Origin of the sequence: Actinomycetospora termitidis (assembly GCF_030286555.1) — a bacterium.
Classification (GTDB): domain Bacteria; phylum Actinomycetota; class Actinomycetes; order Mycobacteriales; family Pseudonocardiaceae; genus Actinomycetospora; species Actinomycetospora termitidis.
Window position 1 is genome coordinate 1,046,976 of the sequence record NZ_JASVWF010000002.1, and the last position, 17,407, is coordinate 1,064,382.

Consider the following 17,407-nt stretch of genomic DNA (forward strand, 5'->3'; position numbering starts at 1 on the left):
CCTACGGTCACGCCGACACCGGAACGGGGAAGCCAACCATAGACCTCCAGTCGAGGTCGAGGGTCGAGGGTTCGCCCGCGTGTCGGCCGGTGTCGCCGAGCTCCGCAGTGAAAGGCGGTCCCATGACGCCCCCGCACAACTACCTGGCCGTGATCAAGGTCGTCGGCATCGGTGGCGGCGGCGTCAACGCCGTCAACCGCATGATCGAGGTCGGCCTCAAGGGCGTCGAGTTCATCGCGGTGAACACCGACGCCCAGGCCCTGCTGATGTCCGACGCCGACGTCAAACTCGACGTCGGTCGCGAGCTCACCCGCGGGCTCGGCGCCGGCGCGGCGCCCGACGTGGGCCGCCGCGCGGCCGAGGACCACGCCGAGGAGATCGAGGAGGTCCTCAAGGGGGCCGACATGGTCTTCGTGACGGCGGGTGAGGGCGGCGGCACGGGCACCGGCGGCGCGCCGGTGGTCGCGAGCATCGCCCGCAAGCTCGGCGCCCTCACGATCGGCGTCGTCACCCGCCCGTTCTCCTTCGAGGGCAAGCGGCGCGCCACCCAGGCCGAGAACGGCATCACCGAGCTGCGCAACGAGTGCGACACGCTCATCGTCATCCCGAACGACCGGCTGCTCCAGCTCGGCGACGTGTCGCTCTCGCTGATGGACGCCTTCCGGTCCGCCGACGAGGTGCTCCTCTCCGGGGTCCAGGGCATCACCGACCTCATCACGACGCCGGGTCTGATCAACCTGGACTTCGCCGACGTCAAGAGCGTCATGTCCGGGGCGGGCAGCGCCCTGATGGGCATCGGGTCCGCCCGCGGTGACGGGCGCAGCGTCGAGGCGGCGGGCAAGGCGATCAACTCCCCGCTGCTCGAGGCGTCCATGGACGGTGCCTACGGCGTGCTGCTCTCGATCGCGGGCGGGTCCGACCTCGGCCTGTTCGAGATCAACGAGGCCGCCTCGCTCGTGCAGGAGGCCGCGCACCCGGACGCGAACATCATCTTCGGGACGGTCATCGACGACTCGCTGGGCGACGAGGTCCGCGTGACCGTGATCGCCGCGGGCTTCGACTCCGGGACGGTGCCGCACGCGAAGTCCGTCCCGTCCGCCATCGGGCAGCCCGCCGGGCGCGGGCAGGGTCAGGGCCGTGGTCCGATCGCCGCGGGCGACTCCGGGTCCCGTCCGTCGGTGCCGGCCCCGCCGAGCCAGCCGCAGCCCGCCATCCCGACGGCGGTGGCCCAGGCCCCGACGACCCCGTCGATGCCGGTACCGAAGCCGGAGGAGGTCGAGGCCGCGAAGGAGGAGTCCGCCGACGGCGGGTCCGGCCCGTCGTCGTCGAAGGGCAAGGACGAGGACGACGTCGACGTCCCCTCGTTCATGCGCTGAGAGACTGGGACACGTGCGGGTACGTCGTGTCCTGACCACGCGTGCGGGCGGCCGGTCGAAGCCCCCGTACGACTCCTTCAACCTCGGTGACCACGTGGGCGACGACCCCACGGCGGTCGCCGCCAACCGGGAGCGGCTGGCGCGGGGGGTCGGCCTCGAGCCCGCCCGGGTCGCGTGGATGAACCAGGTCCACGGCACGGACGTCGTGGTCGTGGACGGTCCGCAGCAGGAGGTCCCGACCGCGGACGCCCTGGTGACCGAGCAGCCGCGTCTGGGCCTGGTCGTCGTCGTGGCCGACTGCGTGCCCGTGCTCCTGGCCGACCCGGAGGCGGGCATCGTCGCCGCGGCGCACGCCGGCCGGACCGGCGCGGCCGCGGGCGTGCTGCCCGCGACCCTGCGGGTGATGGAGGACCTCGGCGCCGAGCGGGACCGCGTCGAGGTCCTGCTCGGGCCGAGCGTGTGCGGACTCTGCTACGAGGTGCCCGAGGCGATGCGCGACGAGGTCGAGGCCGCACTGCCCGGCAGCGCGGGCACCACCCGGGTCGGCACGCCGTCGCTCGACCTGCGGGCCGGGCTGGTGCGCCAGCTCGGCGACGAGGGCGTCCTCAAGATCGACGCCGACGGGCGCTGCACCTTCGAGGACGACCAGCTCTTCAGCCACCGGCGCGCCCGTCCCACCGGCCGCCTCGCGGGGGTCACGTGGTGGGAGTACGACCGCCGGTGACCCCGACGGAGGTGGAGGAGCGGCGCGAGGGCCTGCGGCGCGCGCTGGCCGACGTCCGGGACCGCATCGACGCCGCCGCGCGGGCGGCCGGGCGCGACCCGTCCGAGGTGGGCCTGCTCGCCGTCACGAAGACCTGGCCGGCCTCGGACGTCGCGCTGCTGGTCGACCTGGGCCTCACCGAGTTCGGGGAGAACAAGGAGCAGGAGGGCGCGGCCAAGGCCGCGGAGCTCTCGACGCTGCGTCCCGGGTCCGACGCGCGCTGGCGGGTCGTGGGCCGGCTGCAGCGCAACAAGGCGCGCTCGCTCGCGCGGTGGGCGCACGCGGTGGACTCCGTGGACTCGCCCCGGCTGGCGGACGCCCTGGACCGCGCGGCGGGTGCGGCGCTGGACGCGGGGGAGCGCTCCGGGCCGCTGCACGTGCTCGTCCAGGTCAGCCTCGACGGCGCCGAGGGGCGTGGGGGCGTGCCGGTCGGGGAGGTGGAGGCGTTGGCCGAGCGTGTCGGTGCGGCCGCGCACCTGTCACTCGACGGCGTGATGACCGTGGCGCCGCGCGACGCCGAGCCCGGGGAGGCCTTCGGCACGTTTGCCGAGGTGGCCGAGCGGGTGCGTAGGTCGTTCCCCGACGCCAGGACCCTCTCAGCAGGCATGTCGGGGGATCTCGAGGCCGCGATCGAGCACGGTTCCACGTGTGTGCGTGTCGGAACGGCTCTCCTCGGCGCCCGGTAGCTAGCGTTCCGTGTGAGTGAATGACACGGATGTAAGTCGGCTGTCTCGCGGGTCGGTCGGCAGGTGAAGGGGAGAGGGCTGCCATGACCGCTCTGCACCGGGTGAAGGCGTACTTCGGCATGGTGCCCGCGGACGAGCTGGACGCCTACGACGGGTACGGCGACCACGACGCGTACGGCGAGCGCTCCTCCCGCACGGGTGACCGTTTCGACGCCTACCCCGCCGAGCGCTACGGACGTCGCCGGTACGACGCCGACCGGTACGCGGACCGCTACGACCACGACGGATACGACGACCGGCTCGACGACGAGCGCTACGAGGACCGGTACGCGGACCGCTACGAGGCCGACCGGCACGAGCGTCTCGAGACCGGCCGCGCCGACCGCCGCCCGGGGGCGGACCGCGCCGACCGGGCCGTGGCCGAGGACCGGGTCCGTACGCCGCGGCCCCGGGACCCCGAGCCGGAGGGTCGCGCCGAGCGCGATCTCCCACACCTGCGCACCGACACCGACCGGACGCCGCCCGGCGACCGAGACGAGGAGGCCGACGTGTCCGTCCGCTCGAGCAGCCGGGGTCGGAGCTGGGAGCAGAACACCGGCCCGAACCACACCTCGCGGTCGCGGTCGTCCGCGCTCGCCTCCGTCGGCGGGTCGTCGTCCTCCGGCTCGCTCTCCGGGTCGCTGGCGTCCGCCGGCGGCGGCTCGCTGTCCGCGTCCGGCGCGGCGGCGCTCGCCCTCGAGGAGGAGCCCCGCCCGGTGCGCGCGGTCGAGTCCGCGTCCGCCAAGGGCCCGGACACCCCCGCGGTCCCGGAGATCACCACGCTGCGACCCACCAGCTACAACGAGGCCCGCGTCATCGGCGAGCGCTACCGCGACGGCATCCCGGTGATCATGAACCTCACCGAGATGGACGACGCCGCGGCCAAGCGGCTCGTGGACTTCGCGGCCGGTCTCGCGTTCGCGCTGCGCGGCTCGATCGAGAAGGTCACGAACCGGGTGTTCCTTCTCTCACCGCCCAACGTCGAGGTCTCGGCGACCGATCGGCGCAAGTTCGCCGAGACGTCCTGACCCCGCTTCCCTGAGCCGAATCTGAGAGCCGGCAAGCCCTCTCCGAGCGATTGCGGTCAGTGGTCGGACGGGGGCGGTGAGCGTCCGAGCCACCCACGGCGGCCCCGTGGAGCAGGGGAAGTCCGACCGTCACGGGCGGTGGGCGGCGGTGAGCGGTCCCGCACCGTCCGGCCGATCGCTCTCTGGCGTGTCGGAAGGTACGCGTGTGGGTGCCCCTCCCGTGATCGGTGGCGCTGTGTCACCGATCGGGCGTCGTTCGCAGCGCATGACTGGACCCGTCCACTATGGTTCACCTGCTCGCAGAGGTCATACTCTGCGGGTCGCGGAGCTCGAAGAGCCCGAGTTACCTGGGGTTCCGCAGCCAAGGAGTGCTTGAGGAGATCCGATGCCGCTGACCCCTGCCGACGTCCACAACGTCGCGTTCAGCAAGCCGCCGATCGGCAAGCGGGGCTACAACGAGGACGAGGTCGACGCGTTCCTCGACCTCGTCGAGGCCGAGCTCGGGCGTCTGATCGAGGAGAACAACGATCTCCGCGAGCAGGTCGAGCAGCTCGAGCAGCAGCTCTCGAGCGCCCACGCCGACCTCGACGACGCCCGGAGCAAGGCCGCGCAGGCCCCCGCGCAGCCGAGTGCCCCGGCCCAACCGCCCGCGCCGGCCACCACGATGGTCCAGCCCCCGCCGCAGCGTCCCGTCGAGGACGCGCCGCGGACGGTGCAGCAGCCGATGCCCGTGGCGCAGCAGCCCGTGCCGCAGCAGCAGTCGGTCGTGCCGCCGCCCTTCGGCTCGGACCCGTCGCCCCTCGGCGGCGGTGGTGACCACCACGTGCAGGCGGCCAAGGTGCTGGGGCTCGCCCAGGAGATGGCCGACCGGCTGACGGCCGAGGCCAAGTCCGAGGCCGACGGCATGCTGTCCGACGCGCGGACCAAGTCCGAGCAGCTCCTCTCGGAGGCCCGCACCAAGTCCGACAGCATGGTCAACGAGGCGCGCAGCCGCGCCGAGACCATGCTCAACGACGCCCGGACCCGGGCGGAGACCCTGGAGCGGCAGGCCCGTGACAAGGCCTCGACGCTCGAGCGGGACGCGCAGCGCAAGCACAACGAGACGATCACCCTCATCGAGCAGCAGAAGACCGGGCTCGAGAAGAAGATCGACGAGCTGCGCACCTTCGAGCGGGAGTACCGCACGCGACTCAAGACCTACCTGGAGTCGCAGCTGCGTGACCTCGAGGGCCGTGGTTCGGCCGCGCCCGCCGACGGCGCCGGTCGGAACGGTTCCGGGGGTTACGCGACCAGCGGTTACGGCTCGCGGGCCGAAGCCGGCAGCTGAGTCGGTTCGAAGCGGTCGGGGCAGGGGAAGGCCTCCGACCCATGAGCCGACGCGGTACGTGAGGGGCCGACCGTGCTACTGCTCGTCCTGCTCTGCGTCGTCGTGGCGTTCGCCCTGCTCGTGGTCGCCGTGGTCACCACCACGGCGGCCTGGGCGTGGGGATCGGTCGCGGCGAGCGCCGTGGCCGCGGCCCTGCTGATCGCCGACGTCCTCCGGCGGCGCAAGGCGCGTGCGGATGCTCCGGCTCCCGCGGCCGCCGACGCCGCCGTGCCCGGACAGGAGCCGTGGGCGCAGGCGCCGCAGGTCGACCGGGCGCCCTCGCAGCCCGTGGGCGCTCCGCCGTCGTCCGGTCCCGTGCCGCAGGACGGAGCGGCCCCGGCGGGTGGACGCCCGTTCGCCGGTGGCGGGCCCCAAGGCCCGGGTGGGCCCGGTGGACCAGCAGGCCCGGGTGGGCCCGGTGGCCGCCCGTCGATGCCGCCGCCGGCACGCCCGCGGGGCATCCCGCGCGGCCTGCGCGCCTCGGCGTCCGGCCGGCTCGGGCACGACCCGTCGCGGGTCCCGAACGCCCCCGAGGGATCCCGGTTCCTCGGCCTCGTCCCCCTGCCGAACACCCCGGCCGCCGGTCCCGGCGCCCGCCCCCTCGGCGGCCCGCCGCCCCACGGCACCGGGAACGCCCCGGGCGCCGGCCGACCCGGCGGCCCGGGCCGGCCCCCGCAGGCTCAGCAGCAGGGCCCGCCCCCGCAGGGCGCCGGGTCCGCGGACCGGACCGGCGGTGGGCCCCGGGACGACGCCCGGACGGCCCACGAGGCACCCGCGACCGAGGCCGCCGAGCGCCCCGGCGGGACGGACGACGGAACCCGCGCCGCCGGCCTGGCCGGTGCCGCGGCGGTGGCCGGTGCCGGCGCGGCCGCGGCCGCGGCCGGAGGGGCGACCCACGGCCCGGAGGACGAGCAGGACGCCACCAACCGCATGTCCGCCGAGGCCCTGGAGCGGGCCCGGCAGGGCGCGTCCGGGCCGCGCGCCGACGCCGCTGCGGACGACCGCGCGCCGGCGGGCGACGAGACCGCGACCGTCCGGCCCGGGGGACCGGCCGACCCGCGCGGACCCGAGGGTCAGCGACCCCAGGGTCCCGGGAACGGTCCCGACGCCACGTTCGGCGCCGGTGCCCCGGCCGCCGACGGTCGTGGCGGGCTCCCGAACGGCCATCGTCCCGACGAGTCCCGGCCCGGTGACGGCCGGTACTCCCCGGCGGGTGGGCCGACCGGCCGCGCCCCGAGCCAGCCCGTCGAGGCCCAGGTGCCCGACGCCGGCGCGCAGCCGGGCCGGCCACCGCAGCAGTCGGCCGATTCCGGCACGGCGCAGACCCGGCTCGGGCAGGGGCCACCGCCCCGCAACCCCGACTCCGCCCCGCACCAGCCCGGCCAGCACCAGCCCGGCCAGCACCAGCCCGGCCAGCAGGGCGGGCCGCAGCAGGGCCAGGTCCCCGCGGGTCAGGCCCCGACGGGCCAGCCTCCGACGGGCCAGGGCCCTGCCGGACAAGCCCCTGCCGGACAAGCCCCTGCCGGGCAGGCCCCGGCCGACCGGGCGCAGGCGCCGGAGCGCAACGGCGGAGCGGCCCCCGGCACGCCGCCGCCGTCGGCGCCCCTGCCGCCGGTGCCGCCCGCCCGGGCGCCGGAGCCGGAGGACGAGAACCCGGGGTCCTCGGCGCTCGACGTCGTGGTCGCGCGGGTCGACGAGGTCCTGGTGATCGACGAGGAGCCCCTGTTCCACCTCGGTCGCTGCGGCTACCTGTTCGGCCGCGAGGTGATCCCGCTCCCGGTGTCCGAGGCCATCGAGCTCGGCTTCACCGGGTGCTCCTGGTGCACCCCGGTGCAGTCGCTGGCGGAGCAGCACGGGGCGGAGAGCCGCCGCTGACCGGAGGGCGTGCCGCGGCGCCGCGTGATCAGATGGGCGCCGTGGACACCTCGACCGGGATGCAGGCCCGCACCGCCGCCGATCGTTGGACCGCCCTCATGGCGGCCCGGCGCGTCCCGGACGAGATCCTCGCGCACGCCCCCGCGAGCCCGTACCGCCAGGACCCCGAGCGGTTCCGCCCCGCCGTCGAACCGCCGGACACGCCCTCGCGGCGGGCGGCGGTGGCGTTCCTCGGGGCGTCGCCGGACCGGACCGTGCTCGACGTCGGGTGCGGGGTCGGGGCCGCGTCCCTCGCGCTGGTGGGGGAGGCCCGCCACGTGATGGGTGTCGACCCGGCGTCGGACATGCTCGCGGCCTTCGCCGGCGCCTGCCTGGACCGGGGCATGCCCTACCAGGGCGTCCTCGGCTCCTGGCCGGAGGCGCTCGCGGACACCGGCACCGCGGACGTCGTGCTCTGCCACCACGTCGGCTACGACACCGACGACCTCGCGCCGTTCGCGGCGGGACTCGGCGCGGCCGCGCACACGGGCGTCGTCATGGAGATCCACACCGAGCACCCGCAGGCATGGCTGGACCCCTTCTTCGAGCGCTTCCACGGGCTGCGCCGCCCCGCGCCGCCGACGGCGGAGGACGCGATCGCGGTGCTCACCGAGCTGGGGGTCGCGCCACAGGTGGAGCGCTGGACCGCGGAGGCCCGCCCCACGGAGGACCCGGACGCCCGCGCCGCCCGTGTGACCCGCCGGCTCTGCCTGCCCCCGGAGCGCGCCGGCGACGTCGCGGCCGCGCTCGCCGCCCACGACGGACCGACCGCCCCGCCCCGCGACCGCGTCACGCTCACGTGGCGACCGTGATCCCCACCGCCGGACCACCCGGTCGGGACGGGACCCGACGCTAGGATCACCGCTCTGGGTCGGGCGAGGCGAACGGAGGACCGCGGCGCGTGGACCGGCTGCCGCTGCTGCTCGGGATCGGCTCGGCCGTCGTCCTGCTCGCCGTCGTGGCCGTCCGCTTCTCGACCCGGCTCGGGCTGCCCTCGCTGCTGCTCTACCTCGGCATCGGGGTGCTCATCGGGGAGTCGGGCCTCGGCATCCGGTTCGACGACGCCGCCCTGACCCAGGCCCTCGGGGTCGCCGCTCTCGTGCTGATCCTCGCCGACGGCGGACTCTCCACCCGCTGGTCGACCGTGCGGCCGGCGCTGGGGCTGGGGATCGCGCTGTCGACGGTGTCGGTGGTCGTGAGCATCGCGGTCACCGGGTTCGCCCTGCACTGGCTGCTCGGCCTGGACCTGCGGGTCGGGTTCCTCTGGGGCGCCGTGCTCTCCTCCACCGACGCGGCCGCCGTGTTCAGCGTGCTGCGCGGCCTCGGGCTGGGCGGCCGGCTGGTGGGTTCGCTGGAACTGGAGTCCGGCCTCAACGACGCCCCCGTGTTCATCGCCGTCGTGCTGCTCTCCTCCGGGACGGCACTGTCCTGGACCGACCCGCTGCTCGTGGTCTACGAGCTCGCCCTCGGCGGGGTGCTCGGCGGGCTCCTCGGACGGCTCGGCGTGGCGGGGCTGAAACGGGCCGCACTTCCCGCGACCGGTCTGTACCCGCTCGCGACCCTGGCGGTCTGCGTCGGGGCGTTCGCCCTGGTGCAGAGCCTGCACGCCTCGGGCCTGCTGGCCTGCTACGTCGCCGCACTCGTGCTCGGCAACGGCTCGCTGCCCCACCGCGAGGGCACCCGGTCCTTCGCCGAGGGCCTCGGGTGGCTCGCCCAGATCGGGCTCTTCGTGCTCCTGGGCCTCTACGTCTCACCGGACCAGCTCCTCGCCGCCGTGGTCCCGGCCCTGATCGCCGCGGCCGTGCTGCTCGTCCTCGCCCGCCCGCTCTCGGTGGTCGCCGCCGCGTCCTGGTTCCGCATCCCGTGGCAGGAGCAGGCGTTCCTGTCCTGGGCCGGCCTGCGCGGTGCGGTCCCGATCGTGCTCGCGCTCGTGCCGCTGACCAGCGGGCTGCCCGGGGCCCGGGAACTGGTCGACGCGGTGTTCGTGCTGGTGGTGGTCCTGACGGTCGTGCAGGGCACCACCCTGCCCGCCGTCGCCCGGTTCCTCGGGCTCGCGAAGCCGCAGGTGCAGGAGATCGAGGTCGACGCCGCCCCCCTCGAGGCGCTGCGGGCCGACCTGCTGCAGATGACGGTGCCGCAGGGCTCGCGGATGCACGGGGTGTACGTGCGCGAGCTGCGCCTGCCGGAGGGCACCGGCCTGTCGCTGGTCGTCCGTCGCGGCGCGAGCTTCACCCCGCAGGGCGACACCCGCCTCCAGGAGGGCGACCAGCTCCTCGTCGTCGCCACCGCGACCGCCCGGGAGGCGGCCGAGCGACGCCTGCGGGCGGTCGACCGTTCGGGCCGCCTCGCCCGCTGGCGCGGCGACTCCGGGACCGCGACGTCCTGACGGGCCCTCACGGCGGGCACGCCGCGCGCCGGGGGAGGATGGAGCCATGACCGACGCCGATGCCACCGAGCGCGGGGAGACCACACCGGCCGCCCCCCGGCGCCGGCTGCCGCTGCTGGTGGCCGTGACGGTGTTCGTCCTCGTGGTGGACCTCGCGACCAAGATCACCGTCGTGGCCTCGATGGCCGACGGCGAGCGCATCCCGCTGCTGTTCGACGGCACGGTGAGCCTGGTCCTCGTCCGCAACCCCGGAGCCGCGTTCTCCCTGGCCACCGGGATGACCTGGCTGCTCACGCTGGTGGCCGTGGCGGTCGTCGTCGGGATCGCGCGCTTCGCCCGACGGCTGCGGTCGCCGGGCTGGGCGGTCGCGCTCGGGCTCGTGCTCGGGGGTGCCCTCGGCAACCTCGTCGACCGCTTCTTCCGCAGCCCGGGGCCGCTGCGCGGGCACGTCGTGGACTTCGTCTCGGTCGGCTGGTGGCCGGTGTTCAACGCCGCGGACTCCGCGATCTGCCTCGGCGGCGCCCTGCTGGTCGGGCTCGCGCTCTGGGGTGTGGAGATCGACGGGCGGCTCACGTCGAGGGCGGGAGACGGAGCGGAGCGGAGCTCGACCTCGGGGCTCGGCGAGTCGCTCGAGTCGCGCGAGGCGCCGGAGCCGAGGGACGCCCGATGACCCTGCGCACGCTCCCGGTGCCCGACGGGCTCGACGGCATGCGGCTGGACGCCGGGCTCTCCCGCATGCTCGGCCTCTCCCGCACCGTCGTCGCCACCCTGGCCGAGGACGGGGCCGTCCGCCTCGACGGGGCCGCCGCGGGCAAGTCCGACCGGCTGGTCGCCGGCAGCTGGCTCGAGGTCGACCTGCCCGACCCCGAGCGGGAGCCGTCGGAGCGGGTCGTCACCGCGCGGGCGGTCGAGGGCCTCGAGGTGCTGTACGAGGACGACGAGATCGTGGTCGTCGACAAGCCCGTCGGGGTCGCCGTGCACCCGAGCCCCGGGTGGGGCGGCCCCACCGTGGTCGCCGGCCTCGCGGCGCTCGGGGTCTCGATCGCCACCTCCGGCGCCGCCGAGCGGCAGGGGATCGTGCACCGCCTGGACGCGGGGACGACCGGGGTGATGGTCGTCGCCAAGTCCGAGCGGGCGTACTCGGTGCTCAAGACCGCGTTCCGCGAGCGCACCGTGTCCAAGACCTACCTCGCCGTCGTCCAGGGGCACCCGGACCCGAGCGAGGGCACGATCGACGCGCCGATCGACCGGCACCCGAAGCACGAGTGGCGGTTCGCGGTGATGACCGACGGCAAGCCGTCCGTCACGCACTACCGCACCCTCGAGGCGTTCCCCGCGGCGTCGCTGCTCGAGGTGGAGCTGGAGACCGGCCGCACCCACCAGATCCGCGTGCACTTCTCCGCCCTGCGCCACCCCTGCGTCGGGGACACCGGTTACGGCGCCGACCCGACGCTGTCCGCGCGCCTCGGCCTGACCAGGCAGTGGCTGCACGCCCACCGCCTCGGGCTGCACCACCCGGCCGACGGCCGGTGGGTGGAGTTCACCAGCGAGCCCCCGGCCGACCTGGCCCACGCCCTCGACGTGCTGCGGGCCTTGGCCTGAGCGAGCCCGAGGACGCCGCCGACCTGCCGCGGTGGCCGCGCTACGCGATCGCGGCGGCGGTCCTGCTCGTCGTCCTGCTCGTGACGGCGTGGGTGGCCGGGCGGCAGGCGATCGGTCCCGACGACGGGGGAGCGCCGGTCTCGACCGACGTCGTCCGGCTCGGGCCCGAACCGGGCGAGGACGTCACCGCCTACCTCGCCCGTGCGGCCGCCGTCCCGGACCCCGCCGACCCCTCCGAGCGGCTCGCCCTCGTGCAGCTCGACGCGAGCCTGACGCCCGAGGCCGCCGCACCCGCCGTCGGGAGGACCGTGGCGTTGCGGGCGGTGGTGCGCGTGCCGTTCCCGCGGGTCCAGACCGCCCTGCGCGACGTCGACCTGCAGCCCGCGCCACCCGTGGCGGCCCTCCGCGCGGCCCTGACCACCGCGTCCGCGCAGGCCCGCCAGGACGCCGTCGCCGGGGTGCCGGGCACGCGCCGCACCGCGCTGGCCGCCGCCGAGGCCGCGGCGCTCGCCCGGCCGGACTGCGCCTGTCTGGTCGCGGCCGTCGTCCGCCTGGCCCCCGCCGACGTGCCGGGTGTGCGGGCGCTCCCCGGCGTCCGTGCGGTGCAGGTGGCGCCGCCGGGCACCGCACGCTCCCGCCTGGCCCTCTCGCCGCTGCTGCCCGACCAGGGACCGGGCCGTCCGGACGGTCCGGTCGTGGGTCCCGTTCCCGACGACGGGCCGGTGCCGGCCGGTGGGTGACCCCCCGACCGGGTACCGAGCGTGACCGGTACCACCACGTGACATGCACGGCAGCGGCCGGACCTCGCAGGCTCCCGCGTGACGGAGGACCATGGAGGGTAATCGGGACATGAAGGCCGATGTGTCGTTCTGAATCGAATCGGCCGGCCGAGTTCGGGAAGGGGTCAGGGATGGGTGCCGCGGTGTCCGAGGAGGTCGGGACGGTGGACCGGGACAGCGCCGACAGCCGTCCCCACGTCGTCGTCGTGGGGGCCGGGTTCGCGGGGCTGTCCGCGGTGCGCACGCTGCGCAAGGCCCCGGTGCGGGTCACGCTGATCGACCGTCACAGCTACTCGACGTTCCAGCCGCTGCTCTACCAGGTGGCCACCGGCGCGCTGAACCCCGGTGACATCACCTACGGCGCGCGGGGGTTCATCGCGACGGTCGGCCGCAAGGGCGAGACCTGGGCGACCTTCCGCAAGGGCGTCGTCACGGAGATCGACCCCGAGGCGAAGGTGCTGACGCTCGACGTCGGGCCGCAGCTCTCCTACGACTACCTGGTGCTCGCCAACGGCGTCACCACGAACTACTTCGGCGTACCCGGGGCGCGGGAGAACGCCTACCCGATCTACACGCGCGCCGAGGCCCTCGCCGTGCGCGACCGCATGATGGGCTACCTCGACCACATCTCCGCGACCCGCGAGACCAGCGGCGCGTCCGTGGTGGTGGTCGGAGGCGGCGCCACCGGCGTGGAGATGGCCGGCACCCTCGCCGAGCTGCGCAACTCGATGCTGCCCACGCGCTTCCCCGAGCTCGACCCCGACCACGTCAAGGTCATCCTGCTCGAGATGACCGACAAGGTCCTCGGGCCGTTCGACGCCAAGCTGCGCACCTACGCGGCCCACCAGCTCCGCGAGCGGGGCGTGGAGCTGCGTCTGGGCACGGCGGTCGCCGAGGTCCGGCCGGACCGGGTCGTCCTCAAGGACGGCGAGGAGATCCCGGCGCAGATGACCATCTGGGCGACCGGGGTCGCCGCGCACGACACCGTCAAGAAGTGGGGCCTGACCCAGGGCCGCGGCGGCCGCATCGTCGTGAACGACCAGCTGCGGGTCGCCGAGCACCCCGACGTCTTCGTCGCGGGCGACATCGGCGTCATCGACGACAACCCGCTGCCGCAGCTCGCGCAGCCGGCGATCCAGACCGGGGCGCAGGCCGGCAAGAACCTGCTCGCCGTCCTCGAGGGTCGCCCGACGGCGCCGTTCAAGTACTTCGACAAGGGCACGATGGCGACGATCGGCCGCCGCGCCGCCGTCGCCGAGATCGCCCACGGGCCCAAGCTGACCGGCACCATCGCCTGGCTGGCGTGGATGTTCGTGCACGTGTTCGCGCTGCTCGGCAACCGCAACCGGATCATGGTGTCGCTGGCGCTGCTGTTCCGCTACGTCGGTCAACGGCGGTCCCAGCTCGTCGTCGGCGACTGAGTCCCGGCCGCCGCGGCGGCATGGCTCCTCCGGGGGACGGCCCGGGCCCCTCGTGAGCGGGACGCGGGTCCCGCCGTCGGAACCCTAGGCTCCGCCCCATGGCCGAGTCCTCGCCGCTGCGCACCTGGGTGCTGCCCGGGGCGGCGGCCGCGGTGACGCTCGCGATCGCGTGGCCGACGGCGGTCCCGGAGCTCGGCGTCGGCCCGGCCGTGGCGCTGCCGCTGGGGCTCGCGGCGGCGCTGCCCGTCGCCGGGATCGTCGCCGCCCCGATGCCGGCGTGGGCCCTCTCGTTCGTCGCCGCGCTCGTGGTCGCGGGGAGCGTCGGGGAGGTTCCCGGCGACCTCTGGCCGGTCGCGGTGATGCACGGGATCGCGCTGCTCGCGCTGCTGGTGGCCGTGGTGCTGGCCGCGCGGTGGTGGGAGGTGCTCGCGGCGACCGTCGCGACGGCGGCGCTGTTCGGCATCGGCGCGGGCTCGTGGTCGTGGGGGCTGGTGATCGTCCCCGGCCTCGCGGTGGTCGCGTGGCTGGGCCGCCAGCTGGTGACGTCGCGGCGGCAGCTGGCCGCCTCGGAGGAGGCCTCGGAGCTCGAACGGGCGCGCCGCGCCGTGCTCGAGGAACGGGCCCGCATCGCCCGGGACCTGCACGACGTCGTCGCGCACTCGATGTCGATGATCGTGGTGCGCACCGAGACCGCGGCCTACCGGCTGCCCGGCCTGCCCGACGACGCGCGGGGAGAGCTGGCCGACATCGGTGCCGCCGCCCGCGCCTCGCTCGGTGAGGTGCGGACCCTGCTGGGGGTGCTGCACGATCCGGCGGCGGAGGCGGCGCGGACGCCCGCACCGGGTCTCGACGACGTCGACGAGCTGCTCGAGGGCGCCCGCCGCGCCGGGATGGCGCTGACCGTGGACCGTCGGGGCACCGACGAGCCGCTCGGCGCGGCCGCCGGACTCTCGCTGCACCGGATCCTCGCGGAGTCCCTGGCGAACGCCGCCCGGCACGCGGCGGGGGCCCCGGTCGAGGTCGTGCTGGACGGTGGGGAGGCCGAGGTCCGGCTCGCCGTCACGAACCCGTCCGGCGAGGATGCCGGCCCGGGCTCGGGCATCGGCGTGCCCGGGATGCGGGACCGGGCCGCGGTCGTCGGGGGCCAGCTGGAGGCCGGACCCGGTCCCGACGGCGGGTGGCGGGTCAGCGCGGTGCTCCCGCGGGAGGTCCCGTGATCCGGGTCCTCGTGGTCGACGACCAGGCGATGGTGCGTCAGGGCTTCTCCGCGCTGCTCGACGCCCAGCCGGGGCTGACGGTCGTGGGGCAGGCGGCCGACGGGCAGGAGGCCGTGGAGGTCGCCGCCGCGACCGGACCCGACGTCGTGCTGATGGACGTACGCATGCCGCGGATGGACGGGCTGGAGGCGACCCGGCGGATCCTCGCGACGTCCCCGGAGTGCCGTGTGGTGGTCCTCACCACGTTCGACGTCGACGACCACGTCTACGAGGCGCTGCGCTCGGGGGCGAGCGGCTTCCTGCTCAAGGACGCCCCGGCCGAGGATCTCGTGCGGGCGGTCGAGGTGGTGGCGGCCGGCGAGGCGCTGCTGGCGCCGTCGGTGACCCGACGTCTGATCGCCGACGTCGCCGGGCGCACGGTGGCCGCCCGTCGGGCGCCGTCGCGGTTCGAGGTGCTCACGCCGCGGGAGCGGGAGGTGCTCGTGGAGATCGCCCGCGGGCTGTCCAACGCCGAGATCGCCGCGGCGCTGGTCCTGGCCGAGGAGACGGTCAAGACGCACGTGGGCCGGATCCTCGCCAAGCTCGGGCTGCGCGACCGGGTCCAGGCGGTCGTGCTCGCGTACGAGACCGGGCTGGTCACCACCCGGGGGGCGTGACCCGCCTCGCTGCGTCGGTGTCGGTGGGACGTGGGAGGCTCGCGGGCGAGAGAGAACGATCAGCTCGCAGCTTGGAGAAGCAATGGCCTCGCCCGTCAACGTCGTCGTCACCGGAGCCGCCGGTCAGATCGGTTACGCGCTGCTGTTCCGCATCGCCTCCGGTCAGCTGCTCGGGGACGGCACCCCGGTCCGCCTGCGGCTGCTCGAGATCCCGCAGGCCGTCAAGGCCGCCGAGGGCACGGCCCTCGAGCTCGAGGACGGCGCGTTCGAGCTGCTCGACGGCGTCGACGTGTTCGACGACGCGAGCAAGGCGTTCGACGGCGCCAACGTCGGCCTGCTCGTCGGCGCCCGCCCGCGCACCAAGGGGATGGAGCGCGCCGACCTGCTCGAGGCCAACGGCGGGATCTTCAAGCCGCAGGGCGAGGCCCTCAACGGTGCCGCGGACGACGTCAAGGTCCTCGTGGTCGGCAACCCGGCCAACACCAACGCCCTGATCGCGGCGTCGAACTCGGACGTTCCGAAGGACCGCTTCACCGCGATGACCCGCCTGGACCACAACCGCGGGCTCGCGCAGCTGGCCAACAAGTTCGGCGTCGGCGTCGGCCAGATCTCGAAGCTCACGATCTGGGGCAACCACTCCGCCTCGCAGTACCCGGACGTCTCCAACGTCCTCATCGACGGCAAGCCGGTGGCCGACCAGATCGACCAGGCCTGGCTGACCGACGAGTTCATCCCGCGCGTGGCCAAGCGTGGCGCCGAGATCATCGAGGTGCGCGGCGCGTCCTCGGCCGCGTCGGCGGCCGCCGCGGCGATCGACCACGTGCACACCTGGGTCAACGGCACCCGCGAGAACGACTGGACCTCCGCCGCGATCGTCTCCGACGGCTCCTACGGCGTGCCCGAGGGTCTGGTCTCGTCGTTCCCGGTGACCGCGAGGAACGGTCAGTGGGAGATCGTCCAGGGCCTGGACGTCTCGGACTTCTCGCGCGAGCGGATCGACGCCTCGGTCGCCGAGCTCGGCGAGGAGCGCGAGGCCGTGAAGAAGCTCGGCCTGGTCTAGGTCGCGGCCCCCGGTGTCGACGGGCGGCACCCCGACAGGGCAACCTGTCCGGGTGTCGCTCGGAACCGTCCTCACCGCCATCGTCACGCCCTTCGACGAGCAGGGGGCGGTGGACGAGAAGACCTTCGTCGACCTGATGCACCACCTCGCGGCGCACGGGTCCGACGGCATCGTCGTGTGCGGGACCACCGGTGAGTCGCCCACGCTCTCGATCGAGGAGCACATGCGCCTCGTCGAGCTGGCCTGCTCCGAGCGTCCGGCGGGCGTGACGATCGTGGGGTCCGCCGGCTCGAACGACACCCGCCACGCCGTCGAGATGACCGAGCGGGCGACGACCGCCGGCGTCGACGCGATCCTGTCGGTCACGCCGTACTACAACCGGCCGAACCGTCGGGGGCTGGCCGCGCACTACGGCGAGATCGCGCGGGCCACCGACAAGCCGATCGTGCTCTACAACATCCCGTCGCGCTGCGCCCGGGACATCGCGAACGACGAGCTCGCGGAGCTGGCCCAGATCGAGCACGTCGACTACGTCAAGCAGGCCGCGAACGCGAACCTCGCCAAGGTCGACGGCCTCGGCATCTACGCGGGCAACGACGAGCTGTACGCCCCGGTCCTCGACCTCGGGGAGTGCGGCGTCATCTCCGTCGCCTCGCACGTCTGCGGCGACCTGATGGCGCGCATGGCCCGCGAGCCGGAGCACCGCGCCGAGCTCGAGGCGACGTTCAAGCCGATCCTGGACGCGCTCGCCGTCACCGTGAACCCGATCCCGGTCAAGGCCGCGCTGGCGATGCTGGGTCTCTGCGGTCCGGGGCTGCGCCTGCCGCTGGTCGAGGCGTCGGACGAGGAGCAGGCCGTCGTGCGCTCCGCGCTGGAGGGTGCGGGGCTGCTGTAGGTGCGGGGTCGCCGGCCGTCGTCTTGTCGTGGGCTACTCCGGCCGGCGGGGCGTCTTGTCGCGGGGATTCACAGCGACAAGGTGCGGGCGGACCGTCAACAACCCGCGACAAGGTGCCGCGGCGGCGAGCCCCGTCCTGAGCGAGGGGCCCCTCCGCTCGATCTATTCGCCGAAGGGCGCCCACGGCCCACCGACCACCGGATGGCGAAGGGCGCCCAC

General features: G+C 75.0%; 15 protein-coding genes and 1 pseudogene. All 16 read left to right on the forward strand.

Annotated features, from left to right (window positions below):
* The first annotated feature begins 122 nt into the window (after positions 1–122).
* The 16 genes and pseudogenes from ftsZ to dapA all read left to right on the forward strand — a co-directional run bounded on the left by ftsZ (position 123) and on the right by dapA (position 17,188).
* Positions 123–1,376 carry a cell division protein FtsZ gene (ftsZ, locus tag QRT03_RS13065; protein ID WP_286053258.1) on the forward strand — a complete coding sequence of 418 codons (1,254 nt, stop codon included), beginning with the start codon at positions 123–125 and terminating at the stop codon, positions 1,374–1,376.
* 13 nt (positions 1,377–1,389) lie between these two features.
* On the forward strand, positions 1,390–2,100 hold the full coding sequence (gene pgeF / locus QRT03_RS13070) for a peptidoglycan editing factor PgeF (protein ID WP_286053259.1): 711 nt from the start codon (positions 1,390–1,392) through the stop codon (positions 2,098–2,100).
* Positions 2,097–2,825 carry a YggS family pyridoxal phosphate-dependent enzyme gene (locus QRT03_RS13075; protein ID WP_286053260.1) on the forward strand — a complete coding sequence of 243 codons (729 nt, stop codon included), beginning with the start codon at positions 2,097–2,099 and terminating at the stop codon, positions 2,823–2,825. The genes pgeF and QRT03_RS13075 overlap by 4 nt, the downstream gene beginning before the upstream one ends.
* Positions 2,826–3,550: 725 nt before the next feature.
* Positions 3,551–3,892: pseudogene (locus QRT03_RS13080) on the forward strand (cell division protein SepF); the annotation flags it as partial.
* A 385-nt stretch (positions 3,893–4,277) separates the two neighbouring features.
* Complete coding sequence (wag31, locus tag QRT03_RS13085; RefSeq protein ID WP_286053261.1) at positions 4,278–5,219, forward strand: DivIVA-like cell division protein Wag31; 942 nt, start codon at positions 4,278–4,280, stop codon at positions 5,217–5,219.
* Positions 5,220–5,291: 72 nt separating this feature from the next.
* Positions 5,292–7,133 carry a hypothetical protein gene (locus tag QRT03_RS13090; protein WP_286053262.1) on the forward strand — a complete coding sequence of 614 codons (1,842 nt, stop codon included), beginning with the start codon at positions 5,292–5,294 and terminating at the stop codon, positions 7,131–7,133.
* Between the two features lie 41 nt (positions 7,134–7,174).
* Positions 7,175–7,984, forward strand: coding sequence for a methyltransferase domain-containing protein (locus tag QRT03_RS13095; RefSeq protein ID WP_286053263.1), 810 nt, complete (start codon positions 7,175–7,177; stop codon positions 7,982–7,984).
* A gap of 89 nt (positions 7,985–8,073) precedes the next feature.
* Positions 8,074–9,558 carry a potassium/proton antiporter gene (locus QRT03_RS13100; protein ID WP_286053264.1) on the forward strand — a complete coding sequence of 495 codons (1,485 nt, stop codon included), beginning with the start codon at positions 8,074–8,076 and terminating at the stop codon, positions 9,556–9,558.
* A 46-nt stretch (positions 9,559–9,604) separates the two neighbouring features.
* A complete protein-coding gene (lspA, locus tag QRT03_RS13105) occupies positions 9,605–10,228 on the forward strand; it encodes a signal peptidase II (RefSeq protein WP_286053265.1) in 624 nt (207 codons plus the stop codon).
* Positions 10,225–11,160, forward strand: a complete 936-nt coding sequence (locus QRT03_RS13110) for an RluA family pseudouridine synthase (RefSeq protein WP_286053266.1) — start codon at positions 10,225–10,227, stop codon at positions 11,158–11,160. The genes lspA and QRT03_RS13110 overlap by 4 nt, the downstream gene beginning before the upstream one ends.
* A gap of 80 nt (positions 11,161–11,240) precedes the next feature.
* Positions 11,241–11,900, forward strand: a complete 660-nt coding sequence (locus QRT03_RS13115; protein WP_286053267.1) for a hypothetical protein — start codon at positions 11,241–11,243, stop codon at positions 11,898–11,900.
* Positions 11,901–12,070: 170 nt separating this feature from the next.
* The gene (locus QRT03_RS13120) at positions 12,071–13,360 is read left to right on the forward strand and encodes an NAD(P)/FAD-dependent oxidoreductase (protein WP_286053268.1); all 1,290 of its coding nucleotides are present in this window, start codon (positions 12,071–12,073) and stop codon (positions 13,358–13,360) included.
* Positions 13,361–13,458: 98 nt separating this feature from the next.
* A complete protein-coding gene (locus QRT03_RS13125; RefSeq protein ID WP_286053270.1) occupies positions 13,459–14,577 on the forward strand; it encodes a sensor histidine kinase in 1,119 nt (372 codons plus the stop codon).
* Positions 14,574–15,233 carry a response regulator gene (locus QRT03_RS13130; protein ID WP_286053271.1) on the forward strand — a complete coding sequence of 220 codons (660 nt, stop codon included), beginning with the start codon at positions 14,574–14,576 and terminating at the stop codon, positions 15,231–15,233. The genes QRT03_RS13125 and QRT03_RS13130 overlap by 4 nt, the downstream gene beginning before the upstream one ends.
* Before the next feature lie 82 nt (positions 15,234–15,315).
* Positions 15,316–16,293 (forward strand): malate dehydrogenase, encoded by a 978-nt coding sequence (locus QRT03_RS13135; protein ID WP_286053272.1) that lies wholly within the window; start codon positions 15,316–15,318, stop codon positions 16,291–16,293.
* 52 nt (positions 16,294–16,345) lie between these two features.
* Positions 16,346–17,188: a 4-hydroxy-tetrahydrodipicolinate synthase gene (gene dapA, locus QRT03_RS13140; RefSeq protein ID WP_286053273.1), complete on the forward strand. Its 843-nt coding sequence runs from the start codon at positions 16,346–16,348 to the stop codon at positions 17,186–17,188.
* Positions 17,189–17,407: the final 219 nt, after the last annotated feature.

Coding starts and splice junctions, on each gene's coding strand:
- ftsZ (WP_286053258.1), top strand. CDS start 123: ATGACGCCCCCGCACAACTACCTGGCCGTGATCAAGGTCGTCGGCATC.
- wag31 (WP_286053261.1), top strand. CDS start 4,278: ATGCCGCTGACCCCTGCCGACGTCCACAACGTCGCGTTCAGCAAGCCG.
- lspA (WP_286053265.1), top strand. CDS start 9,605: ATGACCGACGCCGATGCCACCGAGCGCGGGGAGACCACACCGGCCGCC.
- QRT03_RS13110 (WP_286053266.1), top strand. CDS start 10,225: ATGACCCTGCGCACGCTCCCGGTGCCCGACGGGCTCGACGGCATGCGG.
- QRT03_RS13120 (WP_286053268.1), top strand. CDS start 12,071: ATGGGTGCCGCGGTGTCCGAGGAGGTCGGGACGGTGGACCGGGACAGC.
- QRT03_RS13125 (WP_286053270.1), top strand. CDS start 13,459: ATGGCCGAGTCCTCGCCGCTGCGCACCTGGGTGCTGCCCGGGGCGGCG.
- QRT03_RS13135 (WP_286053272.1), top strand. CDS start 15,316: ATGGCCTCGCCCGTCAACGTCGTCGTCACCGGAGCCGCCGGTCAGATC.